The sequence below is a fragment of the Streptomyces sp. NPDC017246 genome (assembly GCF_044331325.1).
Classification (GTDB): domain Bacteria; phylum Actinomycetota; class Actinomycetes; order Streptomycetales; family Streptomycetaceae; genus Streptomyces.
Window position 1 is genome coordinate 488893 of sequence record NZ_JBIRMW010000002.1, and the last position, 14597, is coordinate 503489.

Annotated in this window: 17 protein-coding genes and 2 pseudogenes; 10 read left to right on the forward strand and 9 right to left on the reverse strand. The window is 70.6% G+C overall.

Annotation, left to right across the window (positions count from 1 at the left end; genetic code table 11):
• Positions 1 to 99: 99 nt before the first annotated feature.
• Complete coding sequence (locus ACH4MY_RS06980; protein ID WP_397999386.1) at positions 100 to 567, reverse strand: hypothetical protein; 468 nt, start codon at positions 565 to 567, stop codon at positions 100 to 102.
• Positions 568 to 750: 183 nt separating this feature from the next.
• Between ACH4MY_RS06980 and sigJ the strand changes: the two genes are divergently transcribed.
• From sigJ to ACH4MY_RS07005, 5 genes and pseudogenes are all read left to right on the forward strand, one after another.
• Positions 751 to 1680, forward strand: coding sequence for an RNA polymerase sigma factor SigJ (gene sigJ / locus ACH4MY_RS06985; RefSeq protein ID WP_397998593.1), 930 nt, complete (start codon positions 751 to 753; stop codon positions 1678 to 1680).
• Between the two features lie 108 nt (positions 1681 to 1788).
• Positions 1789 to 2087: pseudogene (locus tag ACH4MY_RS06990) on the forward strand (response regulator transcription factor); the annotation flags it as partial.
• Positions 2088 to 2239: 152 nt separating this feature from the next.
• Positions 2240 to 4525: an MMPL family transporter gene (locus ACH4MY_RS06995; RefSeq protein WP_397998596.1), complete on the forward strand. Its 2286-nt coding sequence runs from the start codon at positions 2240 to 2242 to the stop codon at positions 4523 to 4525.
• Between the two features lie 5 nt (positions 4526 to 4530).
• A complete protein-coding gene (locus tag ACH4MY_RS07000; protein ID WP_397998599.1) occupies positions 4531 to 5712 on the forward strand; it encodes a sensor histidine kinase in 1182 nt (393 codons plus the stop codon).
• 1 nt (position 5713) lies between these two features.
• On the forward strand, positions 5714 to 6481 hold the full coding sequence (locus ACH4MY_RS07005; RefSeq protein ID WP_397998602.1) for a response regulator: 768 nt from the start codon (positions 5714 to 5716) through the stop codon (positions 6479 to 6481).
• Here the strand turns inward: ACH4MY_RS07005 and ACH4MY_RS07010 are convergent.
• A complete protein-coding gene (locus tag ACH4MY_RS07010) occupies positions 6478 to 6621 on the reverse strand; it encodes a hypothetical protein (RefSeq protein ID WP_397998605.1) in 144 nt (47 codons plus the stop codon). The genes ACH4MY_RS07005 and ACH4MY_RS07010 overlap by 4 nt on opposite strands.
• A 316-nt stretch (positions 6622 to 6937) precedes the next feature.
• Between ACH4MY_RS07010 and ACH4MY_RS07015 the strand changes: the two genes are divergently transcribed.
• Positions 6938 to 7144 carry a DUF6243 family protein gene (locus tag ACH4MY_RS07015; RefSeq protein WP_397998608.1) on the forward strand — a complete coding sequence of 69 codons (207 nt, stop codon included), beginning with the start codon at positions 6938 to 6940 and terminating at the stop codon, positions 7142 to 7144.
• 96 nt (positions 7145 to 7240) lie between these two features.
• Here the strand turns inward: ACH4MY_RS07015 and ACH4MY_RS07020 are convergent, their stop codons facing one another.
• Positions 7241 to 8080, reverse strand: a complete 840-nt coding sequence (locus ACH4MY_RS07020) for a helix-turn-helix domain-containing protein (protein ID WP_397998611.1) — start codon at positions 8078 to 8080, stop codon at positions 7241 to 7243.
• Positions 8081 to 8208: 128 nt separating this feature from the next.
• On the opposite strand from ACH4MY_RS07020, the gene ACH4MY_RS07025 reads away from it, so the two are divergent.
• Together ACH4MY_RS07025 and ACH4MY_RS07030 are read left to right on the forward strand one after the other, a co-directional pair.
• Positions 8209 to 8568 (forward strand): VOC family protein, encoded by a 360-nt coding sequence (locus tag ACH4MY_RS07025; RefSeq protein WP_397998614.1) that lies wholly within the window; start codon positions 8209 to 8211, stop codon positions 8566 to 8568.
• Between the two features lie 26 nt (positions 8569 to 8594).
• Positions 8595 to 9014: an SRPBCC family protein gene (locus tag ACH4MY_RS07030; protein WP_397998617.1), complete on the forward strand. Its 420-nt coding sequence runs from the start codon at positions 8595 to 8597 to the stop codon at positions 9012 to 9014.
• Between the two features lie 552 nt (positions 9015 to 9566).
• Here the strand turns inward: ACH4MY_RS07030 and ACH4MY_RS07035 are convergent.
• The 4 genes and pseudogenes from ACH4MY_RS07035 to ACH4MY_RS07050 all read right to left on the reverse strand — a co-directional run.
• Positions 9567 to 9785 (reverse strand): hypothetical protein, encoded by a 219-nt coding sequence (locus tag ACH4MY_RS07035; protein ID WP_397998620.1) that lies wholly within the window; start codon positions 9783 to 9785, stop codon positions 9567 to 9569.
• 315 nt (positions 9786 to 10100) lie between these two features.
• The gene (locus ACH4MY_RS07040) at positions 10101 to 10322 is read right to left on the reverse strand and encodes a hypothetical protein (RefSeq protein ID WP_397999388.1); all 222 of its coding nucleotides are present in this window, start codon (positions 10320 to 10322) and stop codon (positions 10101 to 10103) included.
• Positions 10323 to 10446: 124 nt separating this feature from the next.
• On the reverse strand, positions 10447 to 10611 hold the full coding sequence (locus tag ACH4MY_RS07045; RefSeq protein WP_397999441.1) for a hypothetical protein: 165 nt from the start codon (positions 10609 to 10611) through the stop codon (positions 10447 to 10449).
• Positions 10612 to 10634: 23 nt separating this feature from the next.
• Positions 10635 to 10841: pseudogene (locus ACH4MY_RS07050) on the reverse strand (FAD-containing monooxygenase EthA); the annotation flags it as partial.
• A 231-nt stretch (positions 10842 to 11072) separates the two neighbouring features.
• Between ACH4MY_RS07050 and ACH4MY_RS07055 the strand changes: the two are divergent.
• Positions 11073 to 11903 (forward strand): hemolysin III family protein, encoded by an 831-nt coding sequence (locus ACH4MY_RS07055; RefSeq protein WP_397998623.1) that lies wholly within the window; start codon positions 11073 to 11075, stop codon positions 11901 to 11903.
• Positions 11904 to 12061: 158 nt separating this feature from the next.
• Here ACH4MY_RS07055 and ACH4MY_RS07060 read toward each other — a convergent pair whose 3' ends face one another.
• Positions 12062 to 12400, reverse strand: coding sequence for a MerR family transcriptional regulator (locus ACH4MY_RS07060; RefSeq protein WP_397998626.1), 339 nt, complete (start codon positions 12398 to 12400; stop codon positions 12062 to 12064).
• A 907-nt stretch (positions 12401 to 13307) separates the two neighbouring features.
• Here ACH4MY_RS07060 and ACH4MY_RS07065 point away from each other — a divergent pair.
• Positions 13308 to 13697, forward strand: coding sequence for an ATP-binding protein (locus ACH4MY_RS07065; RefSeq protein WP_397998629.1), 390 nt, complete (start codon positions 13308 to 13310; stop codon positions 13695 to 13697).
• Between the two features lie 52 nt (positions 13698 to 13749).
• Here the strand turns inward: ACH4MY_RS07065 and ACH4MY_RS07070 are convergent, their stop codons facing one another.
• A complete protein-coding gene (locus tag ACH4MY_RS07070) occupies positions 13750 to 14145 on the reverse strand; it encodes an STAS domain-containing protein (RefSeq protein WP_397998632.1) in 396 nt (131 codons plus the stop codon).
• Between the last annotated feature and the right edge of the window lie 452 nt (positions 14146 to 14597).

Below are 14597 nucleotides of genomic sequence, written 5' to 3' on the forward strand. Positions count from 1 at the left end.
GCGCGAGGGGACGCGGCTTCTCGATTCCTGACGGATTTCGGCGAGGGGGAGCGGTCGAATCCCCACGCCGGCCGCCCCCCCCCTCGCCTGTTCGCGGCCTCAGGAAAGGGAGGCGGCGTGACCCGCGGCCGCCGGACGCGGACGCCCGAACGCCACCCGGCCCAGATCGAGCAGGCTCAGGCCGAACATCAGCACGCCCAGCGGAATATGAACGCCCATCACATGGGCGATGCCCAGCACCACTTGAAGCGAGGCGAGGAGCAGGAATCCGGTCGAGTAGAGGATCGGCCGGGCCGAGGCGCCGCCGGGCCGCCACGCCAGGACCGCGGCGAGCACGTACAGCATCGACGCGGCGTACATGCCGCGGGCGCCGGCGCTGTGCAGTGTCTCTCCGTACTGCGCGGACAGCGCGATCCCGGACGTGACCGCCTGGAAGAAGATCGCCACGGTCTGCAGGGCGATCGAGACGCGCACGAACGTCGAGAACCGGCCTCCGCGCCGCTCCGCCGCCGCCGATCCGGCCGCTCCGTCCGCTCCGCCCGCCGATCCCTTCGCCGAACCCGCCATCGGTCCCGCCGTCTCCGCCGTCGTCCGCGTGGCCATGATGATCCCCGTCCTTCCGGTGCCGGTCGCTCTCTCGACAGCCCGACGACACAGCCGACGAGAATGTGAGGCGACATGGCGAAGTCGCGGAGTGACGCGCGTCTCATCGGCCATGGCGCGTGCGGAACGAACGAAGGGGGCCACACCATGAGCAGCCGTACGGAACCCGAACCCGGGCTCACGCCCGTACCCGTCCGACCCGAGGGCGAATACCGGCAGTTGATCAATGTGGCGTACCGGCTGCTCGGCTCCCTCGCGGAGGCGGAGGACGCCGTTCAGGAGGCCTTCGCCCGCTGGTACGCGATGTCCGGCCGGCAGCGGGAGGCCGTCGAGTCACCCGGCGCCTGGCTGACGACGGTGGTCGGCCGCATCTGCCTGGACGTCCTCGGCTCGGCGCGGGCACGGCGCGAGCGCTATGTCGGCGAGTGGGTGCCGGAGCCGTTGCCCGACACCACGGAGTGGCTGAACGGACGGCCCGGGGGCGGCGGGACCGACCCCGCCGACCGGATCGCCCTGGACGAGTCGGTCGACATGGCCTTCCTCGTCGTCCTCGAATCCATGACCCCGGCGGAACGCGTCGCTTTCATCCTGCACGACGTCTTCCGGTACCCCTTCACCGAACTGGCCACGATCGTCGGCCGTACACCCGCGGCCTGCCGCCAGCTCGCCTCGTCGGCCCGCCGCCGGGTCCGCGCGGCCCGCCCCCCGGAGACCCCGACCGGCCTGCAGGCGCGCGTCATCAAGGACTTCAAGCAGGCGTGGGAGGCCCAGGACATCGCCGCGCTCGTCGGCCTCCTCAACCCCGACGCCACGATGATCGCCGACGGCGGCGGCCTGGTCGGCGCGGCGCTCCGCCCGATCACCGGAGCCGGGGAGATCGCCGCCTATGTCGCCGCCATCGGCGACATGGTCCCCGGCATGACGCTCCTGCTGCGCTCGGTCAACGGCCGCCCGGGCCTGGTGGCCCAACGCGACGGCACCACCGTCACGGTGGCGGCCTTCGCCCTGGCGGACGACCGCATCACGCACATCTGGGCCGTACGGAACCCGGAGAAGCTCGCGGCGTGGACCCTGTGACGCCGGGGGTTCGCTGAGGCGGTGGGGTTCGCGGACGTGGTGGGGCCCCGGACGCGGGGGCCTTGGCGCGGGCCCCTGCCGCGGGGCCTTGGCACGGGGCGATTCGTCGCGCTTCTCTCACCCGGTCCCACGGCCCGGCTGATCGCCCGGGTCCTGCGCACCCCGAGTGCCACCCCGGTCTCCGCGGGGCCCTCGACCCGCTCTCCGACCGGGAACGCGAGGTCCTCACCCTTGTGGCCCGGGGCCTCAACAACACGGAGATCGCCGACACGCTGGCCCTGAGCCCCCTCACCGCCAAGACCCACGTCAGCCGCATCATCGGGAAGCTGGGGGTACGCGACCGGGCGCAGCTCGTGATCCTGGCGTACGAGTCGGGGCTCGTGGTCCCGGGAGACGGCGAACCATGAGCCCGCCCTCCCTCCGGTGTCCGCCCCCCCCGGTGTCCACCGACCGGTGTCCACCGACCGGTGTCCACCCCCTGTGTCCACCGACCGGTGGACACAGGGTTCAACCGGTCGAGGCTGCCGGGGGGACAGCCCCGCGGACGAGCATCTGAGGCATGAGAAATCGCCCCGTACGCATGGCCCGTTGGAGCGCCCGACACCCGTGGAGCGCCATCGTCGGGTGGTTCGTGTTCGTCGTTCTGTGCCTCGGCGCCGGAATCGCGGCCGGTACCGACGAAGCGACCACCAAGGACTTCTGGGTCGGGGAGGCGGGCCACGCCGAGTCGATGGCGACCGAGGGCGGCCTCCAGCGCCGGCCCACCGAGCATGTCCTGATCTCCGCGAAGTCCGGTCCCCTCGACCCGGCGGCGGCCGCCGCCGCGGTCCGTGAGCTCACCGACCGGATGACCGGGCTGCCCGAGGTGGACAGCGTGGCTGCCCCGGTCCGCTCCGAGGACGGCGGCACCCTCCGGGTGACCGTGGTCCTGAAGGGCGCCGAGCTGGAGGGCAGGAAGAACGTCGTCCCGCTCCTCGAACAGACGGCGAAGGTGGCGGCCGGCCACCCGGACCTCGTCGTGGAGGAGACCGGATCGCCCGCCATCAGCAAGGGCGTCAACGACCAGCGCGACGACGACCTCGCGCTCTCGGAACGCATCACCCTGCCGGTCACCCTCGTCATCCTGCTGATCGTCTTCGGCTCCGTGGTCATGGCCGGTGTGCCCCTGCTGCTGGCGCTCTCCTCGATCGCCGCCACCATCGGCCTCGCCATGCTGGCCTCCCACGCCCTCCCCGACGCCGGGGTCGGCACCAACATGATCCTGCTCATCGGCCTCGCCGTGGGCGTCGACTACACGCTCTTCTACCTCAAGCGCGAACGCGAGGAACGGGCCCGCGCCGAAGGCCGGCTCAGCCCCGAGGCGCTGGTGGACCTCGCCGCGGCCACGGCCGGCCGGGCCATCGTGGTCTCCGGCCTCGCGGTGATCGTCTCCACCGCGACGCTCTACCTCGCCACGGACGTCATCTTCTCCTCGCTCGCGACCGGCACGATCCTGGTCGTGGCGGTCGCCGTGGCCAGCTCCCTCACCGTGCTTCCCGCGCTGCTGGTGAAGCTCGGCCACCGCACCGAGCGCCGTGCGGCCAAGAAGGACGCGCGGCGGGCGGGCCGGGGCGAGCCGGTCCGTGCGAAGCCGGTGAAGCCGGAGAACGGCAGGGTGTTCACCGCCCTGCTGCGCCCCGCGCGCCGGCAGCCCGCGATCACCCTGTGCGTCTCCGTCCTGCTCATGCTCGGCCTGGCGGCGCCCGTGCTCGGCATGAAGCTCATCGACCCGGGCAAGGACACCTTCTCCCGCGACATCCCGGCCATGCGGGTGTACGACCGGCTGACCGCGAAGTTCCCCGAACTGCTCGTCAAGCACGAGGTCGTCGCCCGCTCCGCCCCCGAACGTGCCCCGCAGGTCGAGCGGGCCCTGCGGGAACTGGGCCGACGGGCCCAGGGAGACCCGCTGTTCGCCCGGAACGCCGAGCCGGCCCTGCGGACCTCGGCCGACGGCCGGATCAGTGTGCTCGAACTGGCCGTCCCGTACCCCGCGCCCTCCGGCCGGGCGATCGCGTCGCTCGACCACCTCCGCGAGCGGTATCTGCCCGCCACGGTCGGCATGCTGCCCGGTGTGGAGACGGCGGTGAGCGGTGACGTGGCCCGCGGCCAGGACTATGTGGAGCACGAGAACGGCAAGCTGCCGCTGGTCATCGGGTTCCTGCTGCTGCTCACCTTCGTGATGACCGTATGGGCCTTCCGTTCGGTCGTGATCGCCCTGATCACCGTCCTCCTCAACGTGCTCTCCGCCGCCGCCGCGCTCGGCGCGCTGGTCCTGGTCTTCCAGGGAACCTGGGCGGAGAACCTGCTGGACTTCGACTCCCTCGGTGCGATCGCCTCGCGCGTACCGCTCTTCCTCTTCGTGATCCTCTTCGGACTGTCCATGGACTACCAGGTCTTCGTGGTCAGCCGGATCGAGGAGGCGATGGACGCCGGGGCGTCGGCCCGCGCGGCGGTACTGGACGGCATCGCCCGCTCGGCCAAGGTGGTGACGAGCGCGGCGGCGGTGATGGTCACGGTGTTCGCGGCCTTCGTCTTCCTGCACCTGACCGAGATGAAGCAGATGGGCCTGTGCCTGGCGCTGGCGGTCCTGCTCGACGCCGTGGTCATCAGGATGATGATCCTGCCGTCGGTCCTGCTGCTCCTGGGCGAGCGGGCCTGGTGGCCCCGGCGGCCCGCGCCCGCGCCGGCGACCGGGCCGGCGACCGGGGCTGGGGATGCGTCTCCGCCCGGCACCGGGACAGGGGCAGGGACCGGGACCACCGTCCCCCGTAACCGGTCGGTCCGTCCTCCCCGGAACGTAATCTGACGATCATGCTGCAACGACCCCAGCGCGGTGACCCGTTATGGATCTGGGCACTCCACGGGTGGGAGGGGCTGTCCTGGGCGCTCATCGCCCTCGTCACCCTGATCACCGTCGTGGGTGACTCCCCCACGAGGACGAGATACGGGGTGCCGTTGCTGGTGGCCGTCCTCGCCCTCTGCTACGCGCTCGTGCGCTGCCGCCCCGACAACCCCGTTCTCCGCCCGTACGGCTATCTGTGCGTCCTCGTGGTGGTCCTGGGCGGTCTCTCGTACGTCGGCGACGGCCTCGGCGTCTTCTACACCGTGACCCTCGCGCAGTTCGTCGTCTTCGCGGACAGCCTCGGAGCAGCGGTCGTCTCCACCGGCCTCGGAGCGGTGGCGATCACGGTCGGCGGCACCCTGCGGGAAGGCCGCGGCGTCGATGTCCTCACCACCAACGCCGTCTCCTCCCTCGCGGTGTTCGCGGTCGGCGTCCTGATCGCGGCGGTGACGCCCCGGGCACTGGCGCTTCGGGACGAACGGGCCCGACTGCGCGCGGACTTGAGGACCGCGCAGCAGGAACTGGTCGAGGCGTATCAGCGCCAGGGCGCCGCGGAGGAACGCGAACGCCTCGCCCGGGAGATCCACGACACCCTCGCCCAGGGCTTCGCCTCCATCATCGTGCTGGCCGAGGCGGCCCGCTCCGGGCTCGCGGCCGACGTCGGCCGAAGCGCCCAGCAGCTGCGGTCCATCGAACAGACCGCCCGGGAGAACCTCGCCGAGGCCCGGGTCCTCGTCGGCGCGGCGCCCCGCGGCGGGGTGGCCGCCGGATCGGTCGCGACGACGCTCCGCCGCACCCTGGACCGGTTCACCGAGGACACGGGGCTCACCGTCACGGCGGAGCTGGCGGACGTCGTGTGCGACCAGCCGACGCGGGTGGCCCTGCTGCGCTGCACACAGGAGTCCCTGGCCAACATCCGCAAGCACGCGGACGCCTCCACGGTGGGCGTCGTCCTCACGTGCCACCGGGCCGGCGTCGAGCTGGAGATCACCGACGACGGACGCGGATTCGTGGTCGGGGAGTCCCAGGGCTTCGGCCTGGTCGGCATGCGCAGGCGGCTCGCCGAATTCGGCGGCGATCTCACCGTCACCAGCTCGGTCGGTGACGGCACCCGGATCCTCGCCATGATCCCCATGAACGGTCAGGTGTGACATGACGACTCTGCCCACGAGCACGAGCACGAGCACGAGCACGGCCCCGGCCACGGCCCCGGCCACGAGCACGGCCACGTCACCCGCCGCCGCCCCGGCACCGGCCACGCCTCCGGCACAGGACCGCCGTCTGCGCGTCGTCCTGGCCGACGACCACACGGTGATGCGCGCCGGACTCGTCGCGCTGCTGGGCTCCGAGCCCACCATCGACATCGTCGGCGAGGCGGGCGACGGCCGGGAGGCCGTGCGGCTCGTCGCACAGCTCGACCCGGACGTGGCGCTCCTCGATCTGCGGATGCCCGTCCTCGACGGTGTGGGCGCCACCACCGAGATCGTCGGAAGCGGCGCGCGGACCCGGGTCCTCATCCTCACCACGTACGACACCGACGAGGACATCGAGCGCGGCGTCGAGGCGGGCGCGACCGGTTATCTCCTCAAGGACGCCACCCGCGAGCAGCTGGTCGAAGCCATCCACTCCGCCTCCCGGGGCGAGACCGTCCTCGCCCCGCGCGTGGCGCAGCGGCTCGTGGCCAAGATGCGCCGGCCGGCGCCCGTGACCCTCACCGCGCGCGAGGCCGAGGTGCTGGGCGCGGTCGCCGACGGCCTGTCCAACGCCGAGATCGGCCGGCGTCTGTTCATCGGCGAGGCCACGGTGAAGACCCATCTCCTCCGGGTCTTCGCGAAACTCGACGTCAGCGACCGCACGCGTGCCGTGGTCGTGGCGATGGACAACGGCCTGCTCCAGCGACGCGAGCCGGGCCCCCGCTAGTCGGAACGTTCCTCCCGCAGGGCCTTCCGGCTGCTCCACTTCGCCCACTCGCGCCCGTAGTGAACGGCGCCCGAGAAGAGCCCCAACGCCAGGAGAGCCCGGGTGATGGTGCCGTCCTCGATGACCAGAGTCACCAGCAACACCACGAGCATCACGGATTGCCAGTGCGGGTTGTTCCGCCAGTGGTTCTCGTCAGCCTTCCCCCACCCCCTGCCCGCACCCTAGCGCCCACCACGATCCGCACCACGGTGTCCGGCGGACCCGGCCGAGGCCGGGGCGGCGAACGGTCTGGTGTGCCGGGTCGGCGGAACCGGGTACCGTCGTTGTCATGTTCTTCCAGACGCCGATTTACGAGTGAGAGCGTGACGGGCCCCCGCTGACACCGTTCGACGTCGCCGCGCCCGTCCCCCACCGACGAATCCGTAGATCACTTCACCTCATTCACCGGGAGAACCCATGACCGTGAGCAAGAACATCAACAACCCCGTGGGCCAGGGCGGCGGCCAGCGCAAGCGGCAGTCCCGCGCCGAACGACAGAACAACGGTCCGCACCGCAACCTCGACCGCAAGAGCGCCGCCGACCAGAAGGCGGAGCTGGTGCGCAAGATGCGCGAGAAGGCGGGCACGCCCGAGCCGGCGGCCGACGACACCCCCCAGAACTGACACACCGCCGCCGGGCGCGACAAGCCCGGACAACGAAGAAGGCCCAGGTCACCGACCTGGGCCTTTCTCGCGAGCCGGACCCTGGGCGAGCGCTCCCTACCCGGTCGTGTCCCTCTCGGGGTGCCCCGGGGTGAGGAGTCGTCGCAGTGCCGTCGGTGTGTGACCGAGGGAGTGGCGCATGGTCCGGGTGAGGTGGGCCTGGTCGGAGAAGCCCAGGTCGGCGGCGAGGGTGGCGAGGCTTTCCTCGCCCGCGTCCAGACGGTCGAGGGCGCGGCCGACACGGACCCGGTTGCGGTAGCGGGTCAGGGAGACTCCCAGCACGTGGGTGAAGGCGCGGCTCAGCCGGTAGGGCGAGACGCCGAGGAGCTCCGCGAGCGGCAGCAGTCCCTCGGCGGCGGAGTGGGCCTCGCCGATCGCCCGCCGGGCCGCGGCGACGAGCGGCTCCTCGTCCCGGCCGGGGCGTACGCCGGTCGGGCCGGCCCCGTCGACGGTCTGTCCGACGGTGGCGGAGAGCAGCCCGAGGAGTTCCTCGGTCACCGCGTGGTCCACGTCGCCGGTGCGGGCGGACGCGAGGACGCGGCGGTGGGCCAGGTCGAGGCGGGCGTCCACGTACACGCTCTGCCGGGCCGGGCGGGCGTCGTCACCGGCCACGGTCCGCCACAGCGTGGGCGTCAGGCTGATCGAGGTGCACTCGTCGCCCTCGCCGGCCGGGTGCGCGAAACGCTCCTCCTCACCCGGCACGCCCAGATAGGCCGTCGTCGGGTCGACCTCGGCCGGGGCGCCGGCCACCTGTCTGCGGAACCGGCCTCGCCGCACGAGGACCACCCGGTAGTCCTCGCGCACCTCCGTCCGCGACCAGCGGGTGTGGTCGTCCCGGCAGCTCACCGCGGTGATGCGGAAGTCGGGCCGGGTGGCGAGGACGGTGGTGGTGAGCACTCTTCGACGCTACGCCGGGGGTCTGACACCGGTCCCGCTGCAAGGATCTTCAAGACCGGGGTGGGGCGTGGCGAGCAGGCTGAGCGGTGTCGCACCTCATCCCGTACCGCGCTCAAGGAGTCGCCGTCATGCCCGTTCTCGCCCAGATCAGCACGGTAGTCATCGATTGTGGTGACCCGGTTCGGCTCGCCGAGTTCTACAGCGGGGTCACCGGCTGGGAGATCACCTCCAGCGGCGAGGACTACGCCTCCGTGGCCGACGGGGAGCAGCCCGGCCTGGCGTTCGTACGCATCGAGGGCTACCGGGCCCCGGGCTGGCCCGGCGGTACCCAGCACACCCACCTCGACTTCACGGTCACCGATCTGGAGGAGGCGGCCGGCCGGATCCTCGCCCTCGGAGCGGCGAGGGCCGAGTTCCAGCCCGGAAAGGACGAGTGGGTCGTCCTCACCGATCCCGAGGGGCATCCGTTCTGTCTCGTCGCCGGCTGACACGTCCCCCGACAGGAGAAGGGCTCATGGCTCACATCAGCAAGGAATTCCTGATCGACAACTCCCCGGAGAACGTCTGGGAGGCCCTGCGCGACGTCGGAGCCGTGCACCGGCGCCTCGTGCCGGGTTTCGTCACGGACACCCGCATGGAGGCGGACACCAGGATCGTGACCTTCGCGAACGGTGTCGTCGTGCACGAGCTGATCGTCGACATCGACGACACGGCCCGCCGGGTGGCGTACGCGGTGGTCGGCGGCTCGATGGCGCCGAAGCACCATCACGCCTCGATGCAGGTCCTCGCCGACACCGAAGGGCGCAGCCGTTTCGTCTGGACGATCGACGTGACGCCGGATGAACTCGCCGTCCCCATAAGCGAGATGGCCGAGGAAGGCTCGCGCATCATGCGGGAGACGCTGAAGACCGCCCCGGGCCCGGCGGGCAGGTAGTCGCTTCGGGGCGGGTGGCGCGGAGGCGGTCGCCGGGTGCCGCAAGAGCCCCTGTCGACCGCTGGCACCCCTGTGACATGCGCCGTTCAGGAGGGTAGGGGGGATGTCCCGCGGCCGAGAGCGGGTTTCCCCGGCCCTCAGCGGATGAGCGAGCGGACCGTCGGCGTCAGTCGGAGGAGTCGAGGAGCTGCGGTCTGTGCCAGCTCGATGTTCGGAAGAATCTCGCCCGTACGAGGAGATGGCTCATTGCGCGGGCGAGGTGGCGGCGGTGAGCGTTCTCGTCCGGGTCGGGAGGCCTGTGCAACGACGAAGCCCCAGGTCGCTGACCTGGGGCTTTGCTCTGGAGCGGATGACGGGAATCGAACCCGCGTCACAAGCTTGAGGAGCACCCGGCACTTCCGCGGGTAAAGAGCATCTGACCTGCGAAAACGTGCTGTCTGGCGATGGCCGGGAGGAGGCCGGACCGCCCTTTCGTTACCGCTGTCTACCGTCCTGACCGGCACGTAATGGCACACGCCCTGTTCAGCGCGCTGTGTTCGGGAAGCGCTCACCTCACGATGAGATACCGCGGCGCTTCGTCGCCGACACCTTCAATGCGACGGCGAAGAGGGCGGCCGTCGCCAGCCATGCGCCCACGCTGCGGGCCGGGTAGAGGGCGAGAGCCCACCACTTGGGGGATGCGTGGCCACTGGCATCGTAGGCGCCGTCGTCGACGGGCTTCTCTTCCTGCTCCTCATCGGCACCGTGCCGTTCGTGGCCGGCCTCGTCCATGCCGCCGTGCGGAAACCGATACGCCTCGTGTCCCGATGCCGAAGCCCTCGTCACGAGTGGGAGCTAGCCTGCCTTGGGGCGAGCCGCACTCGTGCCAGAAGCGGACGCTTGCGCATCCTCGTCGAGCAGGAAAGTTTCGGCTTCCCCGAAGTCGGGCGCCTGGAAGGGGTTCGTGGTGGGATGCGGTGATGTCGCGGCGGCACAGGGGCGCGCCCCTTCTCGAGCGGAGAACGGCGAGGTCAGGTCGATGAGAGGGGTCCTCTTCATTGCGGGGCCATGAACGGATCTGGTGTGCCGTGACCGGGCACGGCGGTCCTACAGCTTGCTCATCTTGGTGTACGGACTCAAGATCCGCTCTTGCGCCGAGCCGAAATCCACGACTACCGCGATCCCGTTCTCGATGCCGATGACCCGGCCGAGGCCGTGCACGTCGTGGGTGACCTGGTCGCTTACGGCGAACTGCTTAAGAGGCGGAGCGACCGGGGCCTTGAAGGGGCTGGTGGGCAAGAAACGCTTCGGTGCACTGGGCTTTGTCATTGCTGCCAGTATGCGCCCACACGTATCCGCTGCGGCCGCTCTGTGCGGGCCCGATGTCGACCGCTGCTCGCCACCCCTACGGGCACGTCGTGGCACGGCCTCCAGTGCAGGCGTGGTCGACGAGCTACGTCGCATTCCCGTCCGCGATCGTGCGGGTCTTGCGGACCGGCGGGGGGTTCCAGGTGCCGTCGAGTGCCTGGGGAGAAGGCGCGTACAGGCGCATGGTGATCCCCAGGGGGCCCATGAGCTTCGGGGCCCGGCGGGAGAGCTGGAACGAGGCGAGTCCCACCCGGACGTTCTTCCACCGGATGATCCGGTCGTCACCTTGGTGGCCCGCCCGGCGAGGGCGGCCACCAGGGTGATCGCGGTCGCGCCGCTGCCGATGACCGTGACGCGCTTGCCCCGTCCGGTCGAGGTCCTCGGGCCAAGCTGCGGATGGACCAACTGCCCGCGATGGTCCTCGACGCCGGGGAAGTCGGGGGTGTAGCCCTGGTCGTACCGGTAGTAGCCGCTGCACATGTGCGGGAACCGGCAGGTGAGTGTGACCGTGTCGCCGTCGGCGCCGCGCTCGGAGGTCACGGTTCAGCGCGCCTCGGCCGTCGACCACTCGGCGTGGACCACCCTCTGGCCGAAGCGGACGTGCCGGTCAACGCCGTACTCGGGACGGCATGGTCGGACGACAGGGCCCGGCCAGGTGTGATGAGGCGGGTCTCCGGGATCTTGCTATGGGCAGGTTCGTAGCATGTACACATGGTTGCCCGTGATACCCAGCAGTCCGATCCGGGACGGGAAGCAGTGTCCCGAGACGATGCCGACGCCCACAGTTCTTCTTCCCCGCCGACGGTCGTAGGACGCGACTCGACCGGCCTTCCCTCAGGACCGCCACGCGACGGGGCTGCCGAGGACTCCCACCCGGTGGCCGACCTGGTCGAGCGGGTGGCCGATCTGGTGGAACCGATCAAGCCGAGGCTGCGTGGCTGGCTCCATGCCGGCATGGTCCCCGCATCGCTGGCAGCGGGCATCGTCCTCATCTGCCTGGCAGGGACGCCGCAGGCCGTGTGGGCCTGCACCGTGTACTCCGTGACAGCCTGGCTGCTGTTCGGGACCAGCGCCGTCTATCACCTCGGCACCTGGGGGCCGCTCGGCGAGGCTGTTCTGCGCCGCCTCGATCACGCCAACATCTTCCTCATCATCGCCGGCACGTGTACGCCGCTCGCGGTGCTCCTGCTCTCCCGCGACCAGTGGTCCGTCCTGCTGTGGATCGTGTGGACGGGTGCTCTGGTCGGCATCGCCTTCCGCGTCCTGTGGGTCGGAGCCCCCCGCTGGCTGTACACCCCCTGCTACCTCGCGCTGGGCTGGGTACCCGTCCGGTACCTGCCCGACTTCCTGCACAGTGGCGGGGTGGCCGTGGTCTCCCTGGTCGTGATCGGCGGGCTTCTCTACAGCGCGGGTGCGGTCGTCTACGCCCTCCGGCGTCCCAACCCCTCGCCCCGCTGGTTCGGCTTCCACGAGGTCTTCCACGCGTTGACAGTGGCAGCCTTCACCGCCCACTACATCGCGATCTTCCTCGCCGCCCACTGACCACGATGATGTTCCGACGCCTGCCCGCCCTGCCGTGAGCCCTGAACTGCCGGCGGCCGGAGATCGGCAGCAGTCCCGGTCCGCCCCCGGTGGCATGCCCCATTTCGTGGAGACCGAAGGGCATCAGCCGGTCGATGCCGACGGCGGGCGGACTCATCTCAAGCCGAGACGGGTGGTGCGTCGGATGTGGTGGCGCGGCGGTATTCGGCGTTGATGCGCTGGGCTTCTTCGAGCTGGTCCTCGAGGACGATGATGCGGCAGGCGGCCTCGATCGGGGTGCCCTGGTCGACGAGTTCGCGGGCGCGGGCCGCGATGCGCAGCTGGTAGCGGGAGTAGCGGCGGTGGCCGCCCTCCGAGCGCAGTGGGGTGATGAGGCGGGCTTCGCCGATGGCGCGGAGGAAGCCCTGGGTGGTGCCGAGCATTTCGGCGGCCCGGCCCATGGTGTAGGCGGGGTAGTCGTCGTCGTCGAGACGGCCGTACGAGTCGTCTGCTGTCATCTGCACCTCTCTCTGGAACGCGTTGAGGGGCCCTGGTGCCGTACTGGCACCAGGGCCCCGAAGGAATTACTACACCACGTGCCGGCCCTGATACCGCGCCGGCGTTCTGTGTCCGCGTGCCCGACCGGAACAATGTCGGGGGTGCGGGGATCGCGGTTGCTTGACCGGAGACCACCTCACTATCGATGTCCTGCGGTACCCGGGTTCAAGACTTCTGCCCGGGCGATCCTGATGGTGTGAGCTCCTCCGTTATTCCTCGGTGATCAACTACTTACTACGGGTACTGCGTACTGCGGGTACTGCTGGTGATGCGAACCGCTCGGTGGCCTGTGACAGCGCCACTCTTCGGCAGCCAGCCCCGTTGCCCGTCCTGCGTCTGCTCTGGCTTAGAACCCCACTGCCGAACTTCCCGGTGCGCGCGTCCGCAGCCGACGCCTTCACCAGGGGTGCTGCTCACTACTCACTGCTGGGTACTGCGTACCGCACTCACGGGCACAGCACCTGCCGTGACCGCGTCCCTCTCATGGCGGCCCCTGATCACTGCGGGCCACCCGGTCCGGCCGCCAGTCCCGTCGCCGTCCTTCACCATGCCTGGCTTCGAAACTCCACCGCCGTACCGTCCTGCGCAATGCAAGCATCTGCACTGCGGGTAACGCTCTCCCGGCAGTTCGTCTCTGCCGGGCCCTGCTGTCTCTCTGGGCTACGAGAGAAACCATAGCCACGCCATCATTCAATGTCTACTCCGGCCGACATAGATTTCCGGGTTCCTGGTGGACAGGTAATCGACCTCGAACGGTGACGCGATGGGTTGCGGAGCGGTCGTCGCCGGGTTGCCCACCGCATATCCGGGCACACGACACGGACAGGCAGGGACCGATTCTGACGCTCACAGACCAGGGGGGACCTGATGGACACGATGAGCCTCGACGTCGCGACCGACCGCTCCGCGGGTTCCGTCGCCCGTGCGCGCGACAGTGCCCGGCGCTTCCTCGAAGGGCTCGTACCGGCGCCCGCGCCCGAGGTTGCCGACACCGTGATCCTCGTCGTCTCGGAGCTCGTCACCAACGCCCTGCGCCACGGCGGCGGCGTCTGCACCCTGGACCTGACCGCCCGCCCGGACGGAATCAATGTGGCCGCGCACGACCCCAGTCCCCAGGTCCCGCGCATGCGCACCCCCGACCTCAATGGCGGCACCGGCGGCTTCGGCTGGCCCATGGTGAACCGACTCGCCGCGGCGACCTCGGTCACCCGCCCGGCCTCTGGAGGGAAGACCGTAAGCGCCTTCCTCCCCCGATAGGCACACCTCTCCTACCTACTCCGTGGTTTCCGGGGGGAGTCCCTAGCCCTACCTACTCCGTGGCCGCTGACGCCGGTGCGCAGGTCCGGGACTGCGGCTGCCGCACTGCGGCGGCGGCGTTCAGCAGACGCTGAACGGGCTGTGAGCGGTTGACGAGCCGGAGCCCGCGTCCGTGGCGTGGCCACCAGTCGAGGACGGCGAGGAAGCCGGAGTCGCAGAAGACGACCCGGGCGGTGTCCAGGACGAGGCCGGTGCAGCCGATATCGGCGGCCGAGGCCAGCAGCGTCCGCAGCGGGGCGGCAGTGTAGTGGTCGATCTCGCCTGCGAGGTGGACGACCAGGGTGGTGCCGAAGGTGGTGCAGGAGGAGATGACTATGACGCCGGGCGCGGCGTCCGCGCCCGAGCCGTGCACGGCAGCAGAGGCGGGGGTGGCATGGGGAGGGGCCACTATCCGGTCGGTACTTGTGTTCACATCCCCACCAACGTCTCCCACCCGGGGGCAGAAACGAGCCTCGCAGCCCTTTCACCCCATGTGACCAGCGCGGATCCCCGTTCAGAGGAAGATCCCCTCCCGAGGAGGCAGGATGCGTTCGGGCCGGGGCAGTTGCGCCTCCGGCTTTTAGGGGCACGTTTTCGTCGGCCCGGGCCGGACGGGCCCGGGCCCGAATGCCCCGTCAGCAGGCTGCGACGATCCCGTCGTGGCGCTTTCGGCCGCCACCCCGGGAGGCGGTGCGAGGGGAGGTGGGGGCCCGGAAGGAGCGGTGTCGCTGTGCATGCCCAGGATTCGGAATCCTCCAGCAGAACCCTCAGGCCATGGCGAGCCAGGTCTCCGCGGTAGGCGAAATCGCCCACGGGACTCGGCGCGCTGAGGCTCACCCCGCTGACGCGTTGTTCACCGTG